Genomic DNA, 22,818 nt, shown 5'->3' with positions numbered 1-22,818 from the left:
GTTTAGGAAGGAAGGTACAATATGAGCCTTATAATAAAAAACGGAAGGGTTTTGAATCCACCTACAAACACAGACGAAATATTAGATATTAAGATAGACGGGAACAGTATTTCAGCTATTGAGGCTGAAATTGTTCCCGTTTTTTCTGATACGGTAATCGATGCAAAGGGCTGCTATGTGTTCCCTGGTCTTATCGATATGCACGTTCATTTCAGAGATCCGGGGCAGACTGCCAAGGAAGACATTGAGACTGGTTCAAAGGCTGCTGCAAGAGGCGGCGTTACCACTGTTCTTGCCATGCCAAATACAAAGCCGGTGGTTGATAATCCAGAGCTTGTAAACTATGTCCATGATAAGGGCAAGTCAGTTGGCCTATGCAGAGTGCTTCAGGTTGGCTCGGTTACAAAGGGAATGGAAGGCAAGGAGCTTTCTGATTTAGAAGGTATGATAAATGCCGGCATCCCAGCTATTTCCGAGGATGGCAAATCGGTTATGGATTCCGGTTTGTATCGTGAAGCTATGAAAATCGTAGCTAAGAAAAATGTTCCGGTTCTTGCTCATTGCGAGGATATCAATCTTGTTCAGGGCGGCGTTATGAACATGGGAACAAAATCTGATTCTATGGGAGAAAAAGGAATCAGCAACGCAGTAGAAAATATCATTGAAGCCCGTGACATTATGCTTGCAGAAGAGACAGGGGCTACACTTCATCTTTGTCATTGCTCCACAAAGGAAAGCTATGACATTCTTAAAGAGGCAAAGGCTAGAGGAATCAAGGTATCTGGCGAAGTTTGTCCTCATCATTTTACACTTACAGAAGACGATATCGTTCCAGGCGACGGTAACTATAAAATGAATCCACCAGTTCGTACAGCTGAAGATAGAGAGGCACTGAGACGTGGCCTTGCAGAAGGAGTGTTTGAAGTAATATCCACAGACCATGCTCCACACACTGCGGAAGAAAAAGCCAAGGGCTTTGCATCACCATTTGGAATAGTTGGACTTGAAACATCGGCAAGCCTTGCTTATACAGAGCTTGTATTATCAGGTCTTATTACACCGCTTACAATGGCTGCATATATGAGTAGCAATCCAGCTAGAATCCTTGGCAGACAGGATTTGGGTGATATATCTGTTGGCAAAGCAGCAGACATCACAATCTTTGATCCAACTATCGAATATGAAATTCATGCTGCCGACTTTGTTGGCAAGTCAAAGAATATGCCTTATGAGAATCGTAAGGTACAGGGAAAAGTTGTAAAAACTATATTTGGAGGTAATGTTGTATATGATTCAGAAGCTAATTAACCAGATTCAGGAGAAGAACGCACCAATAGTTGTGGGACTCGATCCTACTATGAAGCTTATGCCAAAGTCACTTGTTGATAAGTGGATAGGCGAATGCGGCCAGACACTTGAGGCAGTAGGCGAGGCTATGTTCGACTACAACAGACAGATTATGGATGCTACTGCAGATTTGATTCCAGCAGTAAAGCCACAGATTGCCATGTATGAAAGCTATGGCATCCCAGGTATGATTGCCTACAAGAAAACAGTTGATTATGCAAAGGAACTTGGTCTTATCGTTATTGCAGATATCAAGCGTGGTGACATTGGCTCCACATCTACAGCATACGCTCTTGGACACCTTGGTTCAGTTCAGGTGGGCGAGTACAAATATCAGGGCTTTGATGCAGATATGGCTACAGTAAACCCATATCTTGGAACAGATGGCGTAAAGCCTTTCGTTGATGTTTGCAAGGAAGAGGACAAGGGAATCTTTGTACTCTGCAAGACTTCAAATCCATCATCAGGAGAATTTCAGGATAGGCTTATTGACGGCAGACCACTTTATGAGCACATGGCTGAGAAAATCGAAGAGTGGGGTGCAGACACTCGCGAGGGCAACTACTCTAATGTAGGTGCGGTAGTTGGTGCAACTTATCCAGAGATGGGCGCAAAGCTTCGTAAGCTTATGCCTCACACATATATCCTTGTGCCAGGTTACGGTGCACAGGGCGGTAAGGGTGCTGATCTTGTAAACTTCTTCAATGAGGATGGCCTTGGCGCTATTGTAAACTCAAGCCGTGGCATCATCGCAGCATACCAGCAGGAGAAATATGCGAAGTATGGGGAAGAGAACTTTGCAGGAGCAAGTAGAGCAGCTGTAGAGGACATGCTTGCTGATATCCGCGGAGCACTTAAGTAATCTAAATTAGGAGTTTAATAAAATATGAAGGTAAAGGAAAGAGCTACAGTAGTAGCCCAGAAAAAACTGGCAGAAGGTGTATTCAGCCTTGAGCTTGAGACAAATGCAACCAAATATGCCGTCCCAGGTCAGTTCATAAATATATTTTCAAATGATAAAAGCAAGCTGTTACCTCGTCCAATCAGCATCTGCGAAATCAATGAGTTAAATAATACTCTTCGAGTGGTATTTCGAGTTGTAGGCGAAGGCACAACGGAGTTTTCTGAGCTTCAAGCTGGCGACACTGTAGAGATTCTTGGTCCTCTTGGAAATGGTTTTCCACTTGAGGGTGAAAAGGCTATTGTAGTTGGTGGTGGAATTGGTGTGCCTCCAATGCTAGAGCTTGCAAAGCAGTTGAAGGGCTCTGTTACAGCAGTAATGGGATATCGCAACGATGATTTATTCCTTGCTGATGAATTCATTGATGCAGCAGCTGATGTAATTATCGCTACAGATGATGGCTCAGTGGGAGTTCACGGCACTGTTGTTGATGCAATGAAAGAAAACGAATTGACTGCTGATGTTATCTATGCTTGTGGTCCAAAGCCTATGCTTAGAGGTGTTGCACAGTATGCCCTTGAAAAAGGTATCAAGTGCTATGTTTCAATGGAAGAGAGAATGGCATGTGGTGTTGGTGCATGCTTGGGATGCGTATGCCAGGCTAAAGAAGTAGATGATCACAGCCACGTTAAAAATAAAAGAGTCTGCAAAGACGGTCCAGTTTTCTTATCTACGGAGGTGGAATTGTAATGAATACAAAGGTTACTATCGCAGGAGTAGAATTTCAGAATCCTATTATGGAAGCTTCAGGAACCTTTGGTTCAGGTATGGAGTATTCAGAATTTGTAGACTTAAATAAGCTTGGTGCTGTTGTTACAAAAGGAGTTGCAAATGTGCCTTGGCTAGGTAATCCAACACCAAGAATTGCCGAGGTAAAATCAGGTATGCTTAACGCTATCGGCCTACAAAATCCAGGGGTTGAGGTGTTCTGTGAAAGAGATTTAAAATTCCTTGAACAGTACAAAGATGCAAAGGTAGTGGTTAATGTTTGCGGTCATTCAGCCGAAGAATATATTGAAGTGGTAGATAGATTGGCAGATGAAAAGCGAGTTGATATGCTAGAAATCAACATCTCTTGTCCTAACGTTAAAGAGGGCGGAATCGCTTTTGGTCAGGATCCTAAGGCAGTAGAGGAAATCACAAGACTTGTGAAAGCTCATGCAAAGCAGCCAATCGTCATGAAGCTTTCTCCAAACGTTACAGACATCAAAGTTATGGCAAAAGCTGCGGAAGCTGGGGGAGCGGATGCCATTTCCCTTATTAATACTCTTACAGGGATGAAAATCGATGTTGAACGTCAAAGCTTTGTACTGGCAAACAAGACCGGTGGTATGTCAGGTCCTGCTGTTCATCCTATAGCTGTTCGTATGGTCTATGAGTGTGCTTCTACAGTTTCAATTCCAATTATAGGAATGGGTGGAATTTCAACATGGGAAGATGCAATTGAAATGATGCTTGCGGGGGCAACTGCCGTTTCAATTGGTACAGCTAATTTCTACAATCCTACAGCAACACTGGATATACTTAACGGAATGAAGGAATACATGGAGAGGAAGGGTATTGAGGATATCAACGATATAATAGGCATAGTGAAATAAGGTTTTGCTACACATAATAATTGAATGGTTACATTGTTCACGGAAATTTCTCACAATATACTCAGATTTTTCCGTGACACTTTCAAATTCATTTGCTAAACTTTATTTACGTCCACAATTTGAAAGGAGGGGAGCTGATGAAGTTCAAGAAGATAGGTGAGGACAAGATTAGATGTGTCATCACAAAAGAAGAAATGGAACAGAACGGCATGGAGCTTGGTGATTTCGTCAGTGACCAGGAAAAGACCCAGAGCTTTATTAGGGATATTCTTGCTGAAGCCTGTGAGACCCTCGGAATTGAGACTCATGCAAAGGCGTACAGCGTTCAAATGACAGTGATGCCACAGGGTGATGTTGCATTACTTATATCTCCAGATTCAAGCACAGGACTGGCTACAGCAATTGAAGAATTAAAAAAGCATCTCACAGGATTACAGGAGACGCTTTCAACTACGAAAACACCTCAGAGTGCAGCAATTTCAGCTAGTACATCGGATGTTCCAGTACAGCCTGCAAAGGCTATTACAGACGAAAGTGATGAGGTGACAGATCAGTATCTGGACACTCCACTTTGGGCAATACTTGATGATTTAGATTCAGCAATTTTACTTTGCAAGCATCTTCCAAAGTACGACGGAATTAAGAGTACTTTGTACCGTTACGGAGATGACTACTACATCAAGCTGAATTTTGAGCTTACACGCAGACAAATCTCAGCTGTGATTTTAGTAATCGCAGAGTTTGCAAATCAGATGTTTACAGAAAGCTTTGATGGAGCATTTCTATTAGAGCACGGCGATTTGATTTGCGAAGATTGTGCAAATGTTTTATCACAAATTTAATACAAAAATACCAATAGTCAGGAGATTATCTCCTGACTATTTTTTATTGAAAAATAAAAGTTTAGTTAACGGCATAACCAGTTGATAAATCGCCATTTATCGATAAACTATTAGAAGGAGTTTATTGATATTGTATTACGTAAAGGGAGTTTTATGAACAGACACGCATTATTACACATACCAGAATCAAGATATTGTTTTCCATTATCGACGGATGAAATAGTTCTTAGACTTAGAACTGCCAGAGAAGATGCAGAAAGTGGACTTAAGGTAAGCTTAATCTACGGTGTTAAGTATGATTATAAAGAAGAGAGATACACTGTGGATGTTCCACTTAAATATAAAGATGAGCTATTCGCTTACTATGAAATCCAGCTGAAAATAAACGACGTTCGATTTGTTTATATTTTCCAGCTGGAGAAGAATAACAAAATATATTTTTACAGCGAAGATGGCCTTACTGAAAGCTATAATTACGACGATTGTTATTATAATTTCTTCCAGTTGCCTTATATCAATGAAAATGATGTAATGCCACTTGTAGAATGGATGCCAGGTTCTGTTTTCTATCAGATTTTTGTTGATAGATTCTGCGTTGGTGATGAGAACAAGGATATGTCCTATATCGACATGAGATGGGGAGATAAACCTACCCCTAAAAGCCATGCTGGTGGCGATCTTCGAGGCATTATTAAGCGACTTGATTATCTTAAGGATCTTGGCATATCAGGAATATATTTAACGCCTATATTTTTATCGGAATCAAATCACAAGTACGATATTATTGACTATAAAACTATAGATCCACAGTTCGGTACGACGGAGGATTTGATAGAACTGGTAAAGGAAGCTCATGCCAGAGGTATTAGACTTGTGCTGGATGCAGTTTTTAATCATTGCAGCACAAAGATGGAGCAGTTTCAGGATGTAGTAAAAAATGGACGTAAATCAAAGTATCACGATTGGTTCATTATTGATGGAGATAAGGCAGACGTAGAAAATCGTAATTACGAATGCTTTGCATATTCAAAGTCCATGCCAAAACTTAACACAGCGAATCCTGATGTGCAAAAATATTTGCTGGATATTGCGACTTATTGGATTGATGTAGCTGATATTGACGGCTGGCGACTCGATGTTGCAGATGAGGTATCTCACGATTTCTGGAGAATGTTCAGAAAGGCTGTAAAAGCGAAAAAGAGTGATGCCGTAATCATCGGAGAAAACTGGCATGATGCATACCCAGCTTTGCAAGGTGACCAGCAGGATAGCATTATGAATTATGCATATACGAAGATATGTCTTGATTATTTTGCAAAAGGAATATGTGATGAGGCAAAAACTGTCCAGCATCTAAATGGAATTTTGATGCGTAACATGAAGCAAGTAAACTATATGATGCTGAATTTGCTTGATTCTCATGATACAGAGCGCTTCTTTACTGCTATAGGCAAAGATAAAAAGAAATTGGAAACAGCAATAGCAATGACAATGTTTATGCCGGGGGCACCTTGTTTGTACTATGGAACAGAACAGGCTATGGAGGGGAATCATGACCCTGATTGCAGACGCTGTTTTAATTGGACAAAAGAAGAGTGGGATTTGGACTTCTTAGAGAAGGTAAAGAGCTTAATAGCTTTAAGGAAGAATCCAGTATTACAGCTTGGAGAAATATCAATAGTAGAAGATGATAATGCAATAAATGTGATTAGAAGCTACGAAGGAAAAACAATGACCATTAAAATTACAAGTCCTACCGCATATACGATATATTAAAAAATCCTAGGTGCTAATTTGCACCTAGGATTTCTTTTGCATTTTTTATTCTTTCTGGGGTTGGTGATTCTACGTCTTCAAGGCGATATGGTATGCCTAGCTCAGCATACTTTGGAACTCCCAGACTGTGGTATGGAAGAACTTCCACACGCTCTACAGTTTTAAGTGTATCAATAAATTCGCGGGTGCGATGGAGCAGTTCATCATTATCGCTTCCACCAGGAACAAGCACATGTCTAATCCAAATTCTCACACCCATATCAGAGATTTCTTTTGCCATCTGAAGGATATTGTCATTAGGCACCCCTGTGAGCTTCTTATGCTCCTCAGGATCGATGTTTTTGATATCAAGCATAACAGTGTCGGTAACGCTCATTAATTCCTTCCATTTGCTGTAAAATGGCTCTTCATGAGTGAATGGCTGGCCGGCAGTATCAAGGCAGGTGGTGATACCTTTAGCTTTGGCTTTCTTAAATAAATCCAATACAAAATCAATCTGAAGAAGTGGCTCGCCACCGCTGACAGTGATTCCTCCATCTTTCTTCCAGTAAGGCTTGTAGCGAAGTGCTTTCTCAAGTACCTGATCGGCAGTATACTGCTCGCCCTGATGCTCAGCCCATGTCTCTGGATTGTGGCAAAAAGCACAGCGCATCTTGCATCCATTTAAGAAAATCAAATATCTCACTCCAGGACCGTCTACGGCACCGAAGCTCTCGAACTTGTTTATGTATCCGATTATTTCACTCATGATTATACCTCATAAAAAAGCGGCCGGCCTTTTGGGCCGGCCGCAACAAAAACTACCTATAAATTAAAGTGCCTCGTGGCATGTACGTGCAATAACGTCGAGCTGCTGCTCTTTTGTTAGGTCGATGAACTTAACAGCGTATCCAGATACACGGATTGTGAAGTTAGCGTACTCTGGCTTCTCTGGATGCTCCATAGCATCGATAAGCTTTTCTTTACCGAATACGTTAACGTTGAGGTGATGAGCACCCTGATCAAAGTATCCGTCAAGTACGTTAACAAGGTTGTTAACACGCTCTTCCTCTGAGTGTCCAAGGGCACCTGGGTTGATTGTCTGTGTATTAGAGATTCCGTCAAGTGCCTCTTCATATGGAAGCTTAGCTACTGAGTTAAGTGAAGCAACAAGACCGTTCTTCTCTGCACCGTATGCTGGGTTAGCACCTGGTGAAAGTGGCTCGCCTGCTGGTCTTCCGTCTGGAAGAGCACCTGTTGCCTTACCGTATACAACGTTTGATGTAATTGTAAGGATAGATGTTGTAGGCTCTGAATCTCTGTATGTGTGGATATGACGAAGCTTTGTCATGAATGTTCTAAGAAGCCATACAGCAATCTCATCAGCTCTGTCATCATCGTTACCATAACGTGGAAAGTCACCTTCGATTTCGAAATCCTTTGTGATTCCGTCCTCATCACGGATAGCCTTAACCTTTGCATACTTGATAGCTGAAAGTGAATCTACACAGTGTGAGAATCCAGCGATACCTGTAGCAAATGAACGACGTACGTGTGTATCGATAAGTGCCATCTGGCAAACTTCATAGTAATACTTATCATGCATGTAGTGAATCATGTTGAGTGCTCCAACATACATGTGAGCTAACCAATCCATCATCTGATCAAACTTATGCATAACCTCATCGTAGTCAAGGTACTCAGATGTGATAGGTGTGTACTCAGGACCAACCTGATCATGTGACTTCTCATCAACACCGCCGTTGATAGCGTAAAGAAGACACTTAGCAAGGTTTGCACGAGCACCGAAGAACTGAAGCTCCTTACCTGTTTCTGTAGCAGATACACAGCAGCAGATTGAGTAATCATCGCCCCATGTAACTCTCATAACATCATCGTTCTCGTACTGGATAGAAGATGTGTTTACAGAAATCTTTGCAGCGTACTTCTTGAAGCTTTCAGGAAGACGGCTAGAGTACATAACTGTAAGGTTTGGCTCTGGTGAAGGACCCATGTTTTCAAGTGTGTGAAGGAATCTGTAGCAAGTCTTTGTAACCTGGTGACGTCCATCAAGACCAATACCACCAACTTCGAGTGTAGCCCATACTGGGTCACCTGAGAATAACTGGTTGTAAGACTCGATACGAGCAAACTTAACCATACGGCACTTCATTGTGAAGTGATCGATAATTTCCTGTGCCTCAGACTCTGTGATAACACCGTTTGCAAGGTCACGTGTCATGTAGATATCAAGGAATGTAGAAACACGTCCTACTGACATAGCAGCACCGTTTTGAGTCTTGATAGCTGCAAGGTAACCGAAGTATAACCACTGAGCAGCTTCCTTAGCGTTTGCAGCTGGCTTAGAAATATCAAAGCCGTAAGAAGCAGCCATTTCCTTCATGCCCTTAAGAGCGTTAATCTGGTCTGTGATTTCCTCGCGAAGCTGGAAGTCATAACGTCTCATACCCTGACGATTTGTGTTAGCGAAGTCAATCTGCTTCTTTTCGATAAGGTAATCGATACCGTAAAGAGCAACTCTTCTGTAATCGCCTACGATACGACCACGGCCGTATGTATCAGGAAGACCTGTAAGAATTTTATTGTGACGAGCTTTCATAATCTCTGGTGTGTAGATATCGAAAACTCCCTGATTGTGTGTCTTGTGATAAACAGTAAAGATTTCGTGAAGCTTCTCGCTTGGCTCATAACCGTACATTCTGCAAGACTGCTCAGCCATTTTAATACCACCGTATGGCATGAAAGCTCTCTTAAGAGGCTTGTCTGTCTGAAGACCAACGATCTTTTCAAGATCCTTTGTATCTTCTGAGATGTAACCTGGGCCATAAGAAGTAAGAGATGAAACAATTTCTGTTTCCATGTCTAAAACGCCGCCCTTAGCACGCTCAGCTGCCTGAAGTTCCTGAAGCTTACCCCAAAGTGTGTTAGTAGCATCTGTAGGACCTGCTAAGAAAGACTCATCTCCATCATAAGGAGTGTAGTTGTTCTGGATGAAGTCACGTACGTCAACGTTATCTTTCCAAACGCGACCGACGAAACCATTCCATTGTGCGAAATCATGATTTGCCATTGATTTGTTTCCCTTTCTGTTTATAAAAATATAAAAATTTATAGTTCTGTTTGTAAGCTAGGTGGAAGCCTTACAAACGCCGGCTAGTGGGGTTATATTAGCCACAATTTGGACAGTTAGTTGCGTCTAACAATCTAGCCTCTAATAATATACCATAGGAGTGACAAAAAATTCACAATGTATTAAAATAAAAACATTTTTGGATGTATTTCTGCAAAAACAAATTGTACGTAATTAATAATAGATGTCGTTTTGTATAGTAGAGATTTTTTTGGTACAATGAATTCACATTAATTTACAAAGTTTGGAGATAAATTTGGCTACAAATAATACAAGTACAAAAAACAAAGTAAAAGGGCCTAGTCAGACTGCTCCTGCAGGATACAAAGGCAAGAATCAGGCATTCCTTGATGCGGAATATCTTAGTGCGAGATATAAAAAGAGTTCCATTGAGGATGTTATTTCTGTGGGCGTAATTATCACAAATCCAGCCCATGAGGAGCTTGATAGATTCTACTCAACAGTTCAGCTAAGACCTGGCCATAAATTACCGCCACTTATTACGGAGCTCACTGGTCTTACCAATGAAGATTTAGAGGACGCTCCAGCTTACGAGGATGTTATGACTGAGCTTATCACTCGCATTCGAAAGTTTCAGGTTGGAAAGATTTGCGTTTGGGGTGGAGATAAAAACAGCTTTCAAAGAGACTATGAATCTAGAAATCTGGAAAAGCCACTTAAGCGAAGCGTTGCAAAGTTTATTAGCACTTTTGACAATATTCAAAAAGAAGTCAGCTTGGATGTTACTGGAGGCTTAGATGCAAATCTCTCCCTTGCAGATATGAAAACAATCTGTGGCCTTGGCGGTTATGTGGAGCATAACGCTCTTGCAGACGCTGAAGACATGCTTAACTGCATCAGAATCATCGAACAGGATCAGATGAAGTACGATGGGGTACGAGCAGCTGAATATAAAAAGTTCAGAGGCGAATATGTTAAAAATAGAAGCTTTGGTGATGTGGAAGAGGATGATGAATTAACTATCGATTCTAAATTAGGTTTTGAATTCTTAGAGGAGCTTAAGGCAAAGGGATTTGAAAACAATCCTAAGACAAAAGCTTTTATGGATGATTTAGGATTTTTACTCGGTCAGGGAAATGTATATATGGGGACTTTTTCAGAGATGATGGAAGAAAAGAATATGTAAAAATAAAAGCTGATGCTATTGATTTGGCATCAGCTTATTTTTTATTTATCTTTTTCGGTTGATGTGGAATTGAATGTAAGAGAAAGCTCTGCACCGGTGTCGCTTGTGGCGCTAACTGTGATAGTACCATCTTCTGTAAGGGTGGCAGTACCCAACTCTATTTGGTTGTTATCACCACTTGTTTTGAAAACAACAGAATCTTTTGTAACTTCGTATGTTCCAGTAATGGTTTCATCCTTAAACTTTTGATCAAGTGAATCCATAGAAGAAGTAAGTGATGTTGTCATTTGATTTGTTAAATCAGCGATGAAAGCATCTGCAGATTCATATCCCATGAACTGGGCACGTTCATTTGTAAGCTCAGCCCTGGAAAGTCCTTCAGCAGCAAGAATATTATCAAGGATTGCTGTCATGTTGTTTGTGACGATATCAGAAAAATCTGTTTTAAAATTTGAAGGATCAAGCTCCATTGTGTAGTTGTGCTCCTCATCAAGTGAAAGCTTAACTCCTAGAGTAAGTGAGCTGATATCTATTCCCATTTCAGCCATATAAGTGGTTGTTTCTGGGTCTACTAGGTCTACAACATTGATTGTTGAAGTGTATTCTCCTGAAATATTCTTTTCTCCACAACCTGTAAGTGTGGTAGCGGCAATCATAACTGTGGAGAGAATAAGTGCTAGTTTCTTACGCATGTTTTACTCCCTGTCTCAAAAATGTGAATTATTATTTATAGAAGTGAGTCTAGCATAACAATTAAAAAATGTAAATCACTAGGAATCATGGGTAAATTGGAGTATATTAATAAGCGACTGATTCTTTATTTATAAGGAGATTTTTATGGGAAAACAAAGGTGGAAAGCAGGTAATATGATTTATCCACTTCCAGCTGTAATGATTACATGCCGTGACAAGGAAGGGAATGATAATGTGTTTACTGTCGCATGGACAGGAACAGTATGTACCAATCCGCCTATGGCATACATTTCAGTTAGGCCTAGCAGATACTCATACAATATGATAAAAGAGACAGGTGAATTTGTAATCAACTTGACTACAGAGGAGCTTGCCTTCGCTACAGATTTCTGTGGTGTTAAAAGTGGTAGGGATGTAGATAAGTTCGAAGCTTGCGGCCTTCACAAGGAAATGGCTGATGAAGTCAATGTTCCTATGCTAGTTGAATCGCCAGTCAACATCGAATGTAGGGTGAGAGAAGCACATGAATATGGTAGCCATACTATGTTCGTTGCAGATGTTCTTGCTGTGCACGCAGATGAGAAATATATGAATGAAACAGGAAAGTTCCAACTTGAGGAATCAGATCCATTGGCATACTGCCATGGCACATATTTTGGTCTTACTAATCCAAAGGGTACCTTTGGATATTCAATAAAGAAAGAAGGAAAGAAAAAATGAACAAGACAGTAAAAGGACTATTTGAATTTATAGAGGAGAGCCCATCTCAGTTTCACGTTGTGGCAAACGAGAGACAGAGATTTTTAGATGCTGGTTTCGTAGAGTTAAACGAAGCTAAAGAGTGGAAAATCGAGCTTGGTAAGAACTATTTCGTTACAAGAAACGGTTCATCAATTCTTGCATTTAGAATGCCTAAGGATTCACTTAAGAGCTTCATGATTATGGCTTCACACAGCGATTCACCAACATTCAGAATCAAAGAGCAGCCAGAAATGAAAGAGGGCCACTATGTAAAGCTTAATACAGAAAAGTACGGCGGAATGCTTATGGCTCCTTGGTTTGACAGACCACTTTCAATCGCTGGTCGTGTTATTGTCAGAAGCAAAAATGGTATCGAGACAAAGCTTATAGATTTCGACAGAGATCTTTGCATGCTTCCTTCACTTGCAATCCACATGAACAGAGAAGCAAACGATGGTTACAAATACAATCCACAGAAGGATTTACTTCCACTTGTATCTATGGATGAAAACTTTAATCTTAAGAAGCTTGTTGCAGCAGAGCTTTCAGTTAAGGAAGAGGAAATCCTAGGTTCTGATTTATTCCTCTACAACAGAGAGCCAGGTAAGGTTTGGGGTGCAGACGAAGAATTTATTTCTATCAGAAGACTTGATGATCTTCAGTGCTCATACAGCTCAATGATGGGACTTCTTGCAGCTAAGAATTCAAACACAGCAGCTCAGATTCACGTAACATTTGATAATGAAGAAGTAGGAAGTGGTACAAAGCAGGGTGCTGATTCTACATTCTTATATGATACTTTGGTTCGCATTAACGAAGCTATGGGTGGCAATAACTCAAGCCTTCTCACAGCAATTGCAAATTCATTTATGGTTTCTGCAGACAATGCTCATGCATTACATCCAAACTATGCAGAAAAGAGTGACCCAACAAACAAGGTTTATATGAATGAAGGTGTTGTAATCAAATTCAATGCAAATCAGAAATACATGACAGATGGTTTGGCATTTGGAATTTTCACAGAAATGTGCAACAAGGCAAAGGTTCCTTACCAGACATTTGTAAACCGTTCAGATGTAGCTGGTGGTTCTACACTTGGCAACATTTCAAACGCTCATGTTTCAATCAATGGTGTTGATATCGGATTAGCTCAGCTTGCTATGCATTCTCCATATGAGACAGCAGGTGTGAAAGATACCGAATATTTGCTTAAAATTGCTACGAAATTTTACGAAACTGTCATTGAAAATGTTTCAGGCTCAGATTATAATTTTGATTAATTTTTGAAGGCTTGGACACACTTATATTGACACTTGGGGGAAAATGAGATGAAATTCAGACCATGCATTGACATTCACAACGGTAAGGTAAAGCAAATTGTTGGTTCAACTATTTCAGATTTGGGGAAATCAGATGGTCAGCCGAAGGAGAATTTTGTAGCGGATAAAGGTGCAGCTTATTTTGCGAACCTTTACAAGTCAGATGATCTTAGAGGCGGACACATCATCAATCTGAATATGAAAGGCACACCAGAGTATGAGGCTTCAAAGGAAGAAGCTATGGAAGCTCTTAGAGCATATCCTGGTGGAATGCAGTATGGTGGCGGAGTAGATGATAAAAACGCTAGAGATTTTATATCTGCTGGTGCCAGCCATGTTATTGTTACTTCTTATGTTTTTAACGATGGAAGAGTCGATTACGATGCTTTGAAGCGCATATCAGAGGTCGTTGGAAGAGAGCATTTGGTTCTGGATTTATCTTGTACCAGAATAGATGATAAATATGTCATTGTTACAGACAGATGGCAGAAGGTTTCCAAGGAGATTATTACATACAATTTCCTTGATAGACTTGCATACTATTGCGATGAGTTTTTGATTCATGCAGCAGATGTGGAGGGAAGACAGAGCGGTATTGATAGGGATTTAGTTGGTTTTTTATCAGGTTACAAGCGTGTTCCAATTACATATGCAGGTGGAGTATCAGATTACGGAGATATAGAACTCATTAGCTATCTATCTGATAATAATATGGATTTCACTGTAGGCTCATGCCTGGATTTATTCGGCGGAGATTTATCCTACGAAAGAATAGTGAAACGAATAGTAACTAGGTAATAAGGCAACAAAGGAAGGTACACATGTTTAAAGTAAACACAAATTTCCAAAAACTCCCAGGCAGCTATCTATTCTCTACAATCGCCAAAAAAGTAGCTGCATATCAAGAAGCTAATCCAAATGCAGACATTATCCGACTTGGTATTGGCGATGTAACACAACCGATTGCACCAGCTATGATTAACGCACTTCACAGTGCAGTTGATGAAATGGGAGACGCTAAAACCTTCCATGGTTATGCACCGGATTTAGGATATCCATTCCTTCGCGAGACAATTGCAAAGCATGATTATCAAAGCAGAGGCTGCGATATTTCAGCAGATGAAATCTTTGTGTCAGATGGTGCTAAATCAGATTCAGCTGATATTCAGGAATTATTTGCAGCAGATGTTAAAATCGCTGTTTGTGATCCGGTTTATCCAGTTTACGTTGATTCAAATGTTATGGCAGGACGATGTGGCACATATGATGCTACTCTTGGTAAGTGGTCAGATCTTATCTACATGCCAACAACAGCTGAGAACAATTTCGTTCCAGAATTTCCAAAGGAGACACCAGATGTAATCTATCTATGTCTTCCAAACAACCCTACAGGAACTACTCTTACAAAGAGCCAGCTTCAGCTTTGGGTTGACTATGCAAACAAAAACAAATGTCTCATCATTTTTGATGCAGCATACGAAGCATATATTTCAGAGGCAGATGTTCCTCATTCTATTTATGAATGTACAGGTGCAAAGACTTGCGCTATCGAGATTCATTCATTCTCTAAGAATGCTGGCTTTACTGGCGTTCGTTTGGGATACACAGTAGTGCCAAAGGATCTTGTATATGACGGGGTGTCACTTCACGGTATGTGGGCTCGTCGTCACGGTACAAAGTTCAACGGGGCACCTTACATCATCCAAAGAGCAGGAGAGGCAGTTTACTCTGCAGAAGGTCAGGCTCAGATTAAGCAGCAGGTTGGCTTCTACATGAACAATGCCAAGACAATCTACACTGGTCTTAAGGATGCTGGATATCAGGTATATGGTGGAGTTAATGCTCCTTATATTTGGTTAAAGACACCTGACAACATGACATCATGGGATTTCTTTGATTATCTTCTTGAGAATGTTCAAATCGTTGGAACACCAGGTGCTGGCTTTGGACCATCAGGTGAGGGCTACTTTAGACTTACTGCTTTTGGTTCAGCTGAAAATACAGTTAGAGCTATTGAGCGAATCAAAAACTTATAAATATGGTTAATACTAAGTATGAACTAATAATTAAAGACATAAAAAAGGCAATCAATTCCGGCAAATATGGAGTGGATGAAAAGATTGCTTCGGAAAATGAGCTGGCCGCAAAGTATGGTGTTAGTAGACAAACGGTACGAAAAGCCATAGGGCAGCTTATTTCTGAGGGATATCTTTATGCACGTCATGGAAGCGGAACCTTTGTTGCCCGTCCCAAAACAAAAAGAGGCCACAGCAAAAATATTGCTGTGGTTTCGACTTACATGTCGGATTATATTTTCCCGAGAGTTATTCAGGGCATAAATCAGGTTCTGGATGAAAATGGATATAGTATCCTTCTTAAAACCACCAACAATTCCCGTAAGGGTGAGGCTTGGTGTATGGAAGAGCTTTTGTCTAAAAACATTGACGGCATGATTATTGAACCTAGCCAAAGCGCCATTAGCTGTCAACACCAGGTGCTTTATGAGCAAATGGATGCCATGGGAATACCATATGTGTTTATTCAGGGATGCTATGAGGCTATGATGGACAGGCCTTATGTAATGCTTGACGATGTGGAAGGCGGTAAGCTTATCACAGAGCATCTGCTTGGTTTAGGACATCGACAGATTGCAGGCATTTTCAAGGCAGATGATACGCAGGGGATTCTTCGACACAAGGGATATGTAAAAGCGTTGGCTTCTGCAGGCGTTGCCTATGATCCTGATTTAGTTGTGTGGTATCACACAAAGGACAAAACTACAAAGCCTATGGAAGGGCTTCTCCGGATTTTTGAAAACGGAATTCCTTGTCATGGAGTAGTTTGCTACAACGATGAAATCGCAGCAGATGTAATAAAGGGTTTGACCAATATAGGCAGAAATGTTCCTCATGATATTTCGGTGACAGGGTTTGACAACTCTCTGCTTGCACACAGCAAAGGTATCACCACAATTGCTCATCCGCAGGAGGAGTTAGGAAAGAAAGCAGCCCAGACATTATTGGGGCTTATCGATGGAAGTATCTCGAAAAAAGAAGCTCACATATTATTGGAGCCAAAAGTAATAGAAAGAAAATCTTGTTTTTAAGCAGTAAAAAAGACGCCGGCGGGGCGTCTTTTTTAAAAAGGGAGAATAATGTTATGAAAAAAATGGTTCATCGCTTCTGTCTTGCGATGTAATTATAATACAATCAATTTCTGAAGGAACAATGGAAAATATGTGAATAAAGAATGCAAAATAAAAATAGTATTTGTGAATTGCTAACCGATGGTGTGGAATAATAGAAATATGTTAATGCATGTAACTAAATACTCTGCAAACAAATAGCTGGTACCATCGTACCAGCTTTAATAAAAACACCAAATACATTAAATTAACTCATACGCGCACATCTATCATGGTGCCGGAAGTGGGATAGACCAAGCTCTCTAGTGAAGGAGTATTCATACTCATACTCTGTGCTAGCGCCTGACCCTGTCCTTCTACAAGATCTAATGTCTTACCGAGCATAGCAGTCCCCACTGCTGACATTAACTGATTTTGACTTAGGCTCATAGAAATTTCGGCTATATCCATATGGCGCCTCCCCTAAAAAAGACTGAATCTTTTTTCATTTCTATTTTAGTGTATCATTTGCTATATTTTATTTGGTGCCAAATTGTGACTAATATGTGAACAAACTGTGAATTATGCAGAAGTGTGAGAAATAAGTGTAGTTTTTATGTGCACTGTAGAAAAATGAAAAAAGAATAATTATAATAAACATAGTTATAATTAGAGGGGAAACATGGCTATACTAAAAATCAATTTGAACGATCCTTTGATGAAAGCAATAAAGGCAGTCAACTCTATTGGCGGTAAGTCGCTTACCCAGGAGGATCTTAAAAAGCAAAGATCTTCTATGGAATTGGCTAGCAAGCTTGCCACTCCAAACGATGGGTTTACTGTAGAAAGCTTTATTGCAGAGGGCGTTTCTTGTGAATGGGTTAAACCAGATTTGGCCCATAATCCAAACTACATAATTTTATATGCGCATGGCGGTGGATATACCTGTGGTGGTCTTGGTTATGCAAGGATTCTTGCAGCAAAATTAGCTATATCCACAGGCTTTTCTGTAGTCTCGTTCGAGTATAGACTCGCCCCTGAAAACAAATATCCAGCTGCTTTGGATGATGGAATGGTTGTATGGAATCATCTTGTGCAGCAGGGCTATGGAGCAAAACAGATTCTTCTTGCAGGAGATTCAGCAGGAGGAAATCTTGTATTGTGTATGACACAAAAGCTTATAGAAGAAGGTCGAATTGGGCCTAAAGCACTGTTGTTGTTTAGCCCATGGACAGATATGACAGCTACATCTTCATCCTATGAATCCTGCAAAGATAAGGATCCAATCCTTACAAAGGATTATGTTGAGGGAGTGCGAGATGCCTATATAGGTGTGAAGGCAGATAAGGCTGATGCAAAATACAGCCCTTTATATGGAGATTTCAAGGATTTTCCACCAACCCTCATTATGGTTGGTAAAAATGAAATCCTTTATGAGGATAGCGCACAGCTGTCAAAAAAGATTCATAAGGCTGGCGCACAGGTGACTTTAGATACCGAAAAAGACGGATGGCATGTGTATCAGCAGATGCCATTGCCAATGGCTGGGCGAGCTATGAAGCGCCTATCACGGTTCGTCACAAGTGTAATATATGAGTAAGGACAAGAGAGAATGAGTAGAGATAATTGGTATAAGGTTGACAATGTCGCGAAGGTTTTTCTTGCTACGGCAGCAAAGAGAGATACGCGAACTCTTAGGGTCAGCTGTACATTATGGGAGGACATTGATCCAGATTTACTTCAGGAAGCAGTGCTTTCTGCAATTCAAATAAGACCACAGTTTCAGGTGAGAATTCGCCGAGGCATTTTCTGGCACTATATGGAGGACACAGATATTCAGCCAGTTGTTACAGAAGAACACGGAAGAGTTTGTCCGATTCTTTATGTTCCTGGCAGGCCAATGCTTCATTACAGAGTTACTTATTACGGCAAGAGAATTAATCTAGATTTGTTCCATGCAATTTCTGATGGAACAGGTGCACTAGAGTTTTTAAATATCATAGTTTTGGATTATTTAAAGCTAAAATATCCAGGAAGATACGAGGAGACAACTATCCACTCTGGAGCGTCAGAGGATGACTTGAATCAGGATAGTTACAAGCAGTTCTTTGGAAGTATGGGACTTAAAGGTTCATCCCTTAAGTACGCATATCATCCAAGTGGACTAAAGCTTCCATACGATCAGCTTCAGTTTTTCGAGGTTCACATGCCTACAGAGCAGCTGCTGCCAAAGGCAAAGGAGCTTGGAGTATCCCTTACAAGCTACATCGGCGCCAGATTTATGCTGGCAATCATGGAGGATATGCCTCCTAGAAAGCGCAAGACACCTATAAATGTGTCGATGCCTGTAAACCTTAGAAATTACTATCCAAGTCAGACATCCAGAAACTTCTTCAACAATGTTAATGTTTCCCATGTCTTTGATGAGGATATTTCATTTGAGGATTTGGTTAAGGAATTCGATGAAAAGCTTAAGGCAAATCTTACTGAGGAAAATATTAAAAAGCAGATGGATAACTTTGAGACTATGGAGTATGTGGCTCCGGTTCGAGCTGTTCCGCTTTTCATAAAGCAGTGGGTAGTTCGTTACGGCTCAAAGATTACAGATAAAAAGGTTTCAATGGTTCTTTCTAATTTGGGAGTTCAGAAACCACCAAAGGAAGTGGCAGAGCAGATTCAGAACTATAGTGCATTCTGTAGTTCAGGAAATCTTTTCTCTACAATGTCTAGCTACAATGGGGATTTGTCACTTGGAATATCATCACCTTACTCCAACACCAGAGTTGTTAAGAATCTGGTACGCGGACTGACGGACGAGGGAATCAACATTAGAGTTTATGCTACGGAGGTGATTCGATAATGAAGAACTGTCCTTATTGTAAGATAGAGGTAGGTGGCAACCTTAAAAAATGTCCACTATGCCAAAGTAAGTTAAATGGAGAAGCAGAGGCTCCTTATTTTCCAAAGCAGACTACACTTCAGTTACAATCATTTTTTTACAAGGTTCAATTGTTTATCATTTGGGCCATTGTAATTGCAAGCTTAGGGGTAGATTTTCTTTTTGGAGTAAAGCTTTGGCCAGCACTTGCTCATATACATTGGAGCTTGATTGTGGCCATGTGGCTTATTGTTTTTGAATTTGGCATCATGCGATTATTCAAAAAAGGTATTAGTTCATCAAGAATAATGACGCTGTTTGTGTTTATTGTCATAGGTATGTTGGGAATTACATCATACTATATAGGCCAGTTATGGGTTATAGCTGAATGGGTAGCGCCTATTGTAATCATGGGTACTCTGATTGCAAATTTTGTTTTGGCGATGCTTGATAAAAATGGAAATTCAATGGTATATCTTCTAACCAATTTAGTGGTTGGAATTTTACCTTACATTGTATTTTATTTTGCTGAAAGAGATTGTCCTCTAGTATGGATTATATGCTTGCTGGTGAGCGTTATTCTCTTTGTAGGCGCAATAATATTCAAAGGACGTGAAGTGGTTGGCGAAATCCAAAGGAGACTAAACGTTTAATGGGAGTATTCGGGGAAGAGTTTAACAAAAATAAATACATTGTCGACAATATCGACAGAGCGCTTTCTGAGGGCTGGATTGAGGTGTACTATCAACCAATAATTCGTACATCTAATGGTCGAGTCTGCGGTGAGGAAGCGCTTGTTAGATGGGAAGACCCTGTCTTTGGGATGCTTAATCCAATCGATTTTGTTCCTGCCATGGAGGCAGTAAATAAAGTCCACCTGTTGGACCTGTTTGTGCTGGAACGAACACTTGAGAAAATGGAAGAGCAGCTAAAGCGAGGTCTTTTTGTTGTTCCTACATCTGTTAATCTTTCACAGGTGGATTTTTACACTTGTGACGTAGTAGATGAAATAGCAACAAGAGTGGAAAAATCTAAAATATCAAAGCATATGATAGCTATTTCTGTCTCTGAAGATTCCATTAATCCAGGGGATAACTTTATCATTTCTCAATTGGAGCAGTTGCAGGAGCTGGGATTCCAAATATGGCTTGACGATTATGGCAGTGGAGATGCTGCACCAGCGGTTCTTCAGCTAATGCATTTTGACCTTTTGAAAATAAACATATTCTTCGTAAGACAAATTGCTAACAGTGAAAGTGCCAAGATCATTTTGACAGAGCTTGTCAGAATGGCTATGTCACTAGGTATGGAGACTGTAGTAGAGGGCGTTGAGTCGGCAGAACAGGTTGACTTTTTAAATGAAATTGGATGTAGCCGTATGCAGGGATTCTATTACTGCAAGCCTATTTCAGTTAGCCAAGTCTTTGAACGTTATGAAAAAGGATTGGAAATTGGTTTTGAGAATCCAAAGGAAACCGATTATTATGTGTCAATTGGAAAGATAAACCTTTATGACATTTCTTTTGCAAGAAAGAATGGGGATTTGGATAACTATTTTGATACATTCCCAGTTGCAATCGTTGAAAGCTATGGGGATGTTTTGAAAATAATTAGAGAAAACCATGCCTTTAGAAATTTCTTATATTCAAATTCCGGAATTGAAGGAAGAGATTTTATCTACAAAGTCAAAGAAAATGCAAAAGAAAGTGCTGGAGAATATACCGTAAATGCGATACGTAAATGTGCTAAAGATGGGAAAAGGGTAATCTTTGATGATAGAACAAGGCATAAAAAGACGATTCAATTGCTGTTACAAAGGGTAGCTGTAAATCCTGTCACGAAAGTTGCCGCAGTGGCTGTTGTAATTCTTCAAATTGGAGAAACGATAAATCAGGCAGACACTCTTACATACAACTATATAGCGCGAGCTTTATCAGAGGATTATATTAATCTTTTCTATGTAAATATGGATACTGATGAGTTTGTGGAATACAATCCGGATGGCCTCAATAGAGATGTATCTGTTGAAAAGAAGGGAACTGATTTCTTCAATAAAACTTTGAAGAACTTCTTTAGCAGAATCTATTCTGAAGATTTAGATATGATGAATAAATCCTTTACAAAGGATAAAATTATAAAGAGTCTAAAGAATAAGGGTACATTTTCAATAACCTATAGACGTATAGTGAACGGTGAACCTATATATGTCAACTTGAAGGCAGTAAAGGTCAGAGAAGACGATAATTATATTCTGATAGGTATCAATAATGTTGATGACCAGGTGAAACAGCGCGAGGCGATTGAGAAGATAAAAGAAGAGAGAAAAGCTTATTCTCGTATCATGGCGTTGTCTGGTGAGTTTATAAACATCTACTCTGTTGATCCTGTCACTAATAATTATGTCAGCTATAATTCCTCAGAAGAATATGGAAGGCTTAATCTGGCGATGAAGGGTGAAGATTTCTTTGAGGAGACTGCACGAAATGTTTGGCGCACTTTCCATCCAGATGACATTAAGGACTTTTTAAAGGTCTTTGATAAAAAAACTGTTCTTAAAAGAATAGAAGAGGATGGGATTTTTGTATACAAATATAGAGTCATAGTTGAAAAACAGGTGGTTCATTGGTGTTTGAGAGCAACCCTTATACAAGAGGATAATGAAGCACGACTTCTTGTAGGTGTTATGAACATCGAAAAGCAAGTGGTTCAAGAAAGAGAATATGCAACTTCGCTTATTGAAGCAGAGGAAAGGGCCACAAAAGACCAGCTTACAGGTGTAAAAAACAAAAGAGCATACGCTGATGAGGAGGAGCATTTAAATACACAGATACAGGCGGGACTAGAAGTGAAATTTGCCATTATTATCTGTGATTTAAATGGATTAAAACAGGTTAACGACAACCTGGGACATCAGGCAGGTGATGATTATATAAAAGAAGGCTGTATGATTTTGTGCGATGCCTTTGCAAGAAGTCCTGTATATAGAATCGGTGGTGATGAATTTGTCGCCATAGCCCAGGGCAAAGACTATGAAATGATTGAAAACAGACTTGGCAAAATTGATAGGGCCAATAAAAGAAACGATAAGGCTAATAGCGTGACAATGGCTGTTGGCTGGGCGAAATTTAGCAAGGAAGACAGATTTGTTTCCGACGTTTTTGACAGGGCAGATTCTGCTATGTACGAGAACAAAAAGAAGATGAAAGAAATAATTAAAAATAGGAAACAAAAATGATTGACAAAACTTTAACAATGCTCTAAT

Annotated in this window: 20 protein-coding genes; 16 read left to right on the top strand and 4 right to left on the bottom strand. The window is 40.1% G+C overall.

Annotated elements, in window-relative coordinates:
• Positions 1-21: 21 nt before the first annotated feature.
• The 6 genes from CRN97_RS05895 to CRN97_RS05870 all read left to right on the top strand — a co-directional run bounded on the left by CRN97_RS05895 (position 22) and on the right by CRN97_RS05870 (position 6,524).
• Complete coding sequence (locus CRN97_RS05895) at positions 22-1,308, top strand: dihydroorotase (protein ID WP_044937113.1); 1,287 nt, start codon at positions 22-24, stop codon at positions 1,306-1,308.
• A complete protein-coding gene (pyrF, locus tag CRN97_RS05890; protein WP_090479302.1) occupies positions 1,289-2,209 on the top strand; it encodes an orotidine-5'-phosphate decarboxylase in 921 nt (306 codons plus the stop codon). The genes CRN97_RS05895 and pyrF overlap by 20 nt, the downstream gene beginning before the upstream one ends.
• Before the next feature lie 24 nt (positions 2,210-2,233).
• Positions 2,234-2,998: a dihydroorotate dehydrogenase electron transfer subunit gene (locus CRN97_RS05885; protein ID WP_097076203.1), complete on the top strand. Its 765-nt coding sequence runs from the start codon at positions 2,234-2,236 to the stop codon at positions 2,996-2,998.
• Complete coding sequence (locus CRN97_RS05880) at positions 2,998-3,906, top strand: dihydroorotate dehydrogenase (protein ID WP_097076202.1); 909 nt, start codon at positions 2,998-3,000, stop codon at positions 3,904-3,906. The genes CRN97_RS05885 and CRN97_RS05880 overlap by 1 nt, the downstream gene beginning before the upstream one ends.
• 137 nt (positions 3,907-4,043) lie before the next feature.
• Positions 4,044-4,748, top strand: a complete 705-nt coding sequence (locus CRN97_RS05875; RefSeq protein WP_097076201.1) for an adaptor protein MecA — start codon at positions 4,044-4,046, stop codon at positions 4,746-4,748.
• Positions 4,749-4,901: 153 nt separating this feature from the next.
• Positions 4,902-6,524: a glycoside hydrolase family 13 protein gene (locus CRN97_RS05870; RefSeq protein ID WP_097076200.1), complete on the top strand. Its 1,623-nt coding sequence runs from the start codon at positions 4,902-4,904 to the stop codon at positions 6,522-6,524.
• Between the two features lie 13 nt (positions 6,525-6,537).
• Here CRN97_RS05870 and pflA read toward each other — a convergent pair whose 3' ends face one another.
• Both pflA and pflB read right to left on the bottom strand, forming a co-directional pair.
• Entirely contained in the window at positions 6,538-7,272 is a 735-nt protein-coding gene (pflA, locus tag CRN97_RS05865; RefSeq protein ID WP_097076199.1) for a pyruvate formate-lyase-activating protein, read from the bottom strand.
• A 63-nt stretch (positions 7,273-7,335) separates the two neighbouring features.
• Positions 7,336-9,594: a formate C-acetyltransferase gene (pflB, locus tag CRN97_RS05860; RefSeq protein WP_097076198.1), complete on the bottom strand. Its 2,259-nt coding sequence runs from the start codon at positions 9,592-9,594 to the stop codon at positions 7,336-7,338.
• A 316-nt stretch (positions 9,595-9,910) separates the two neighbouring features.
• Between pflB and CRN97_RS05855 the strand changes: the two genes are divergently transcribed.
• Entirely contained in the window at positions 9,911-10,801 is an 891-nt protein-coding gene (locus tag CRN97_RS05855) for an exonuclease domain-containing protein (protein WP_179670690.1), read from the top strand.
• 41 nt (positions 10,802-10,842) lie between these two features.
• Here the strand turns inward: CRN97_RS05855 and CRN97_RS05850 are convergent, their stop codons facing one another.
• Positions 10,843-11,493 carry a hypothetical protein gene (locus tag CRN97_RS05850; RefSeq protein ID WP_097076196.1) on the bottom strand — a complete coding sequence of 217 codons (651 nt, stop codon included), beginning with the start codon at positions 11,491-11,493 and terminating at the stop codon, positions 10,843-10,845.
• Positions 11,494-11,638: 145 nt separating this feature from the next.
• On the opposite strand from CRN97_RS05850, the gene CRN97_RS05845 reads away from it, so the two are divergent.
• From CRN97_RS05845 to CRN97_RS05825, 5 genes are read left to right on the top strand one after another with little or no spacing between them, the layout of a single operon-like run.
• The gene (locus CRN97_RS05845; protein ID WP_033153436.1) at positions 11,639-12,214 is read left to right on the top strand and encodes a flavin reductase family protein; all 576 of its coding nucleotides are present in this window, start codon (positions 11,639-11,641) and stop codon (positions 12,212-12,214) included.
• Positions 12,211-13,515, top strand: coding sequence for a M18 family aminopeptidase (locus CRN97_RS05840; RefSeq protein WP_097076195.1), 1,305 nt, complete (start codon positions 12,211-12,213; stop codon positions 13,513-13,515). The genes CRN97_RS05845 and CRN97_RS05840 overlap by 4 nt, the downstream gene beginning before the upstream one ends.
• Positions 13,516-13,563: 48 nt before the next feature.
• On the top strand, positions 13,564-14,352 hold the full coding sequence (gene hisA / locus CRN97_RS05835) for a phosphoribosylformimino-5-aminoimidazole carboxamide ribotide isomerase (protein WP_097076194.1): 789 nt from the start codon (positions 13,564-13,566) through the stop codon (positions 14,350-14,352).
• Between the two features lie 23 nt (positions 14,353-14,375).
• A complete protein-coding gene (locus CRN97_RS05830) occupies positions 14,376-15,590 on the top strand; it encodes an LL-diaminopimelate aminotransferase (RefSeq protein WP_097076193.1) in 1,215 nt (404 codons plus the stop codon).
• A gap of 2 nt (positions 15,591-15,592) precedes the next feature.
• Positions 15,593-16,660 (top strand): GntR family transcriptional regulator, encoded by a 1,068-nt coding sequence (locus CRN97_RS05825; protein WP_097076192.1) that lies wholly within the window; start codon positions 15,593-15,595, stop codon positions 16,658-16,660.
• A 291-nt stretch (positions 16,661-16,951) separates the two neighbouring features.
• Here the strand turns inward: CRN97_RS05825 and CRN97_RS05820 are convergent, their stop codons facing one another.
• Positions 16,952-17,149, bottom strand: a complete 198-nt coding sequence (locus tag CRN97_RS05820; protein WP_033153446.1) for a YjfB family protein — start codon at positions 17,147-17,149, stop codon at positions 16,952-16,954.
• 211 nt (positions 17,150-17,360) lie between these two features.
• Between CRN97_RS05820 and CRN97_RS05815 the strand changes: the two genes are divergently transcribed.
• The 4 genes from CRN97_RS05815 to CRN97_RS05800 are packed head-to-tail and all read left to right on the top strand — an operon-like array spanning position 17,361 to position 22,791.
• Positions 17,361-18,278, top strand: a complete 918-nt coding sequence (locus tag CRN97_RS05815) for an alpha/beta hydrolase (protein WP_242962009.1) — start codon at positions 17,361-17,363, stop codon at positions 18,276-18,278.
• Between the two features lie 12 nt (positions 18,279-18,290).
• Positions 18,291-19,538 (top strand): condensation domain-containing protein, encoded by a 1,248-nt coding sequence (locus CRN97_RS05810; RefSeq protein WP_097076191.1) that lies wholly within the window; start codon positions 18,291-18,293, stop codon positions 19,536-19,538.
• Entirely contained in the window at positions 19,538-20,209 is a 672-nt protein-coding gene (locus CRN97_RS05805; RefSeq protein ID WP_097076190.1) for a DUF6320 domain-containing protein, read from the top strand. Before CRN97_RS05810 ends, CRN97_RS05805 begins: the two co-directional genes overlap by 1 nt.
• Positions 20,209-22,791 (top strand): bifunctional diguanylate cyclase/phosphodiesterase, encoded by a 2,583-nt coding sequence (locus tag CRN97_RS05800; RefSeq protein ID WP_097076189.1) that lies wholly within the window; start codon positions 20,209-20,211, stop codon positions 22,789-22,791. The genes CRN97_RS05805 and CRN97_RS05800 overlap by 1 nt, the downstream gene beginning before the upstream one ends.
• Positions 22,792-22,818 lie beyond the last annotated feature (27 nt).

Origin of the sequence: Pseudobutyrivibrio ruminis DSM 9787 (genome assembly GCF_900218035.1) — a bacterium.
In the GTDB taxonomy this organism is placed as follows: domain Bacteria; phylum Bacillota; class Clostridia; order Lachnospirales; family Lachnospiraceae; genus Pseudobutyrivibrio; species Pseudobutyrivibrio ruminis.
The sequence above is the reverse complement of the archived record's forward strand: the minus strand, read 5'-3'. Positions and strand labels throughout refer to the sequence as shown.

Bases quoted from the DNA above. Each gene is read 5' to 3' on its own strand.
- CRN97_RS05880 (WP_097076202.1), top strand. From the start codon at position 2,998: ATGAATACAAAGGTTACTATCGCAGGAGTAGAATTTCAGAATCCTATT.
- pyrF (WP_090479302.1), top strand. From the start codon at position 1,289: ATGATTCAGAAGCTAATTAACCAGATTCAGGAGAAGAACGCACCAATA.
- CRN97_RS05810 (WP_097076191.1), top strand. From the start codon at position 18,291: ATGAGTAGAGATAATTGGTATAAGGTTGACAATGTCGCGAAGGTTTTT.
- CRN97_RS05870 (WP_097076200.1), top strand. From the start codon at position 4,902: ATGAACAGACACGCATTATTACACATACCAGAATCAAGATATTGTTTT.
- CRN97_RS05895 (WP_044937113.1), top strand. From the start codon at position 22: ATGAGCCTTATAATAAAAAACGGAAGGGTTTTGAATCCACCTACAAAC.
- pflA (WP_097076199.1), bottom strand. From the start codon at position 7,272: ATGAGTGAAATAATCGGATACATAAACAAGTTCGAGAGCTTCGGTGCC.
- CRN97_RS05800 (WP_097076189.1), top strand. From the start codon at position 20,209: ATGGGAGTATTCGGGGAAGAGTTTAACAAAAATAAATACATTGTCGAC.
- CRN97_RS05875 (WP_097076201.1), top strand. From the start codon at position 4,044: ATGAAGTTCAAGAAGATAGGTGAGGACAAGATTAGATGTGTCATCACA.
- CRN97_RS05830 (WP_097076193.1), top strand. From the start codon at position 14,376: ATGTTTAAAGTAAACACAAATTTCCAAAAACTCCCAGGCAGCTATCTA.
- CRN97_RS05805 (WP_097076190.1), top strand. From the start codon at position 19,538: ATGAAGAACTGTCCTTATTGTAAGATAGAGGTAGGTGGCAACCTTAAA.
- CRN97_RS05820 (WP_033153446.1), bottom strand. From the start codon at position 17,149: ATGGATATAGCCGAAATTTCTATGAGCCTAAGTCAAAATCAGTTAATG.
- pflB (WP_097076198.1), bottom strand. From the start codon at position 9,594: ATGGCAAATCATGATTTCGCACAATGGAATGGTTTCGTCGGTCGCGTT.
- hisA (WP_097076194.1), top strand. From the start codon at position 13,564: ATGAAATTCAGACCATGCATTGACATTCACAACGGTAAGGTAAAGCAA.
- CRN97_RS05850 (WP_097076196.1), bottom strand. From the start codon at position 11,493: ATGCGTAAGAAACTAGCACTTATTCTCTCCACAGTTATGATTGCCGCT.
- CRN97_RS05885 (WP_097076203.1), top strand. From the start codon at position 2,234: ATGAAGGTAAAGGAAAGAGCTACAGTAGTAGCCCAGAAAAAACTGGCA.
- CRN97_RS05845 (WP_033153436.1), top strand. From the start codon at position 11,639: ATGGGAAAACAAAGGTGGAAAGCAGGTAATATGATTTATCCACTTCCA.
- CRN97_RS05825 (WP_097076192.1), top strand. From the start codon at position 15,593: ATGGTTAATACTAAGTATGAACTAATAATTAAAGACATAAAAAAGGCA.
- CRN97_RS05840 (WP_097076195.1), top strand. From the start codon at position 12,211: ATGAACAAGACAGTAAAAGGACTATTTGAATTTATAGAGGAGAGCCCA.
- CRN97_RS05815 (WP_242962009.1), top strand. From the start codon at position 17,361: ATGGCTATACTAAAAATCAATTTGAACGATCCTTTGATGAAAGCAATA.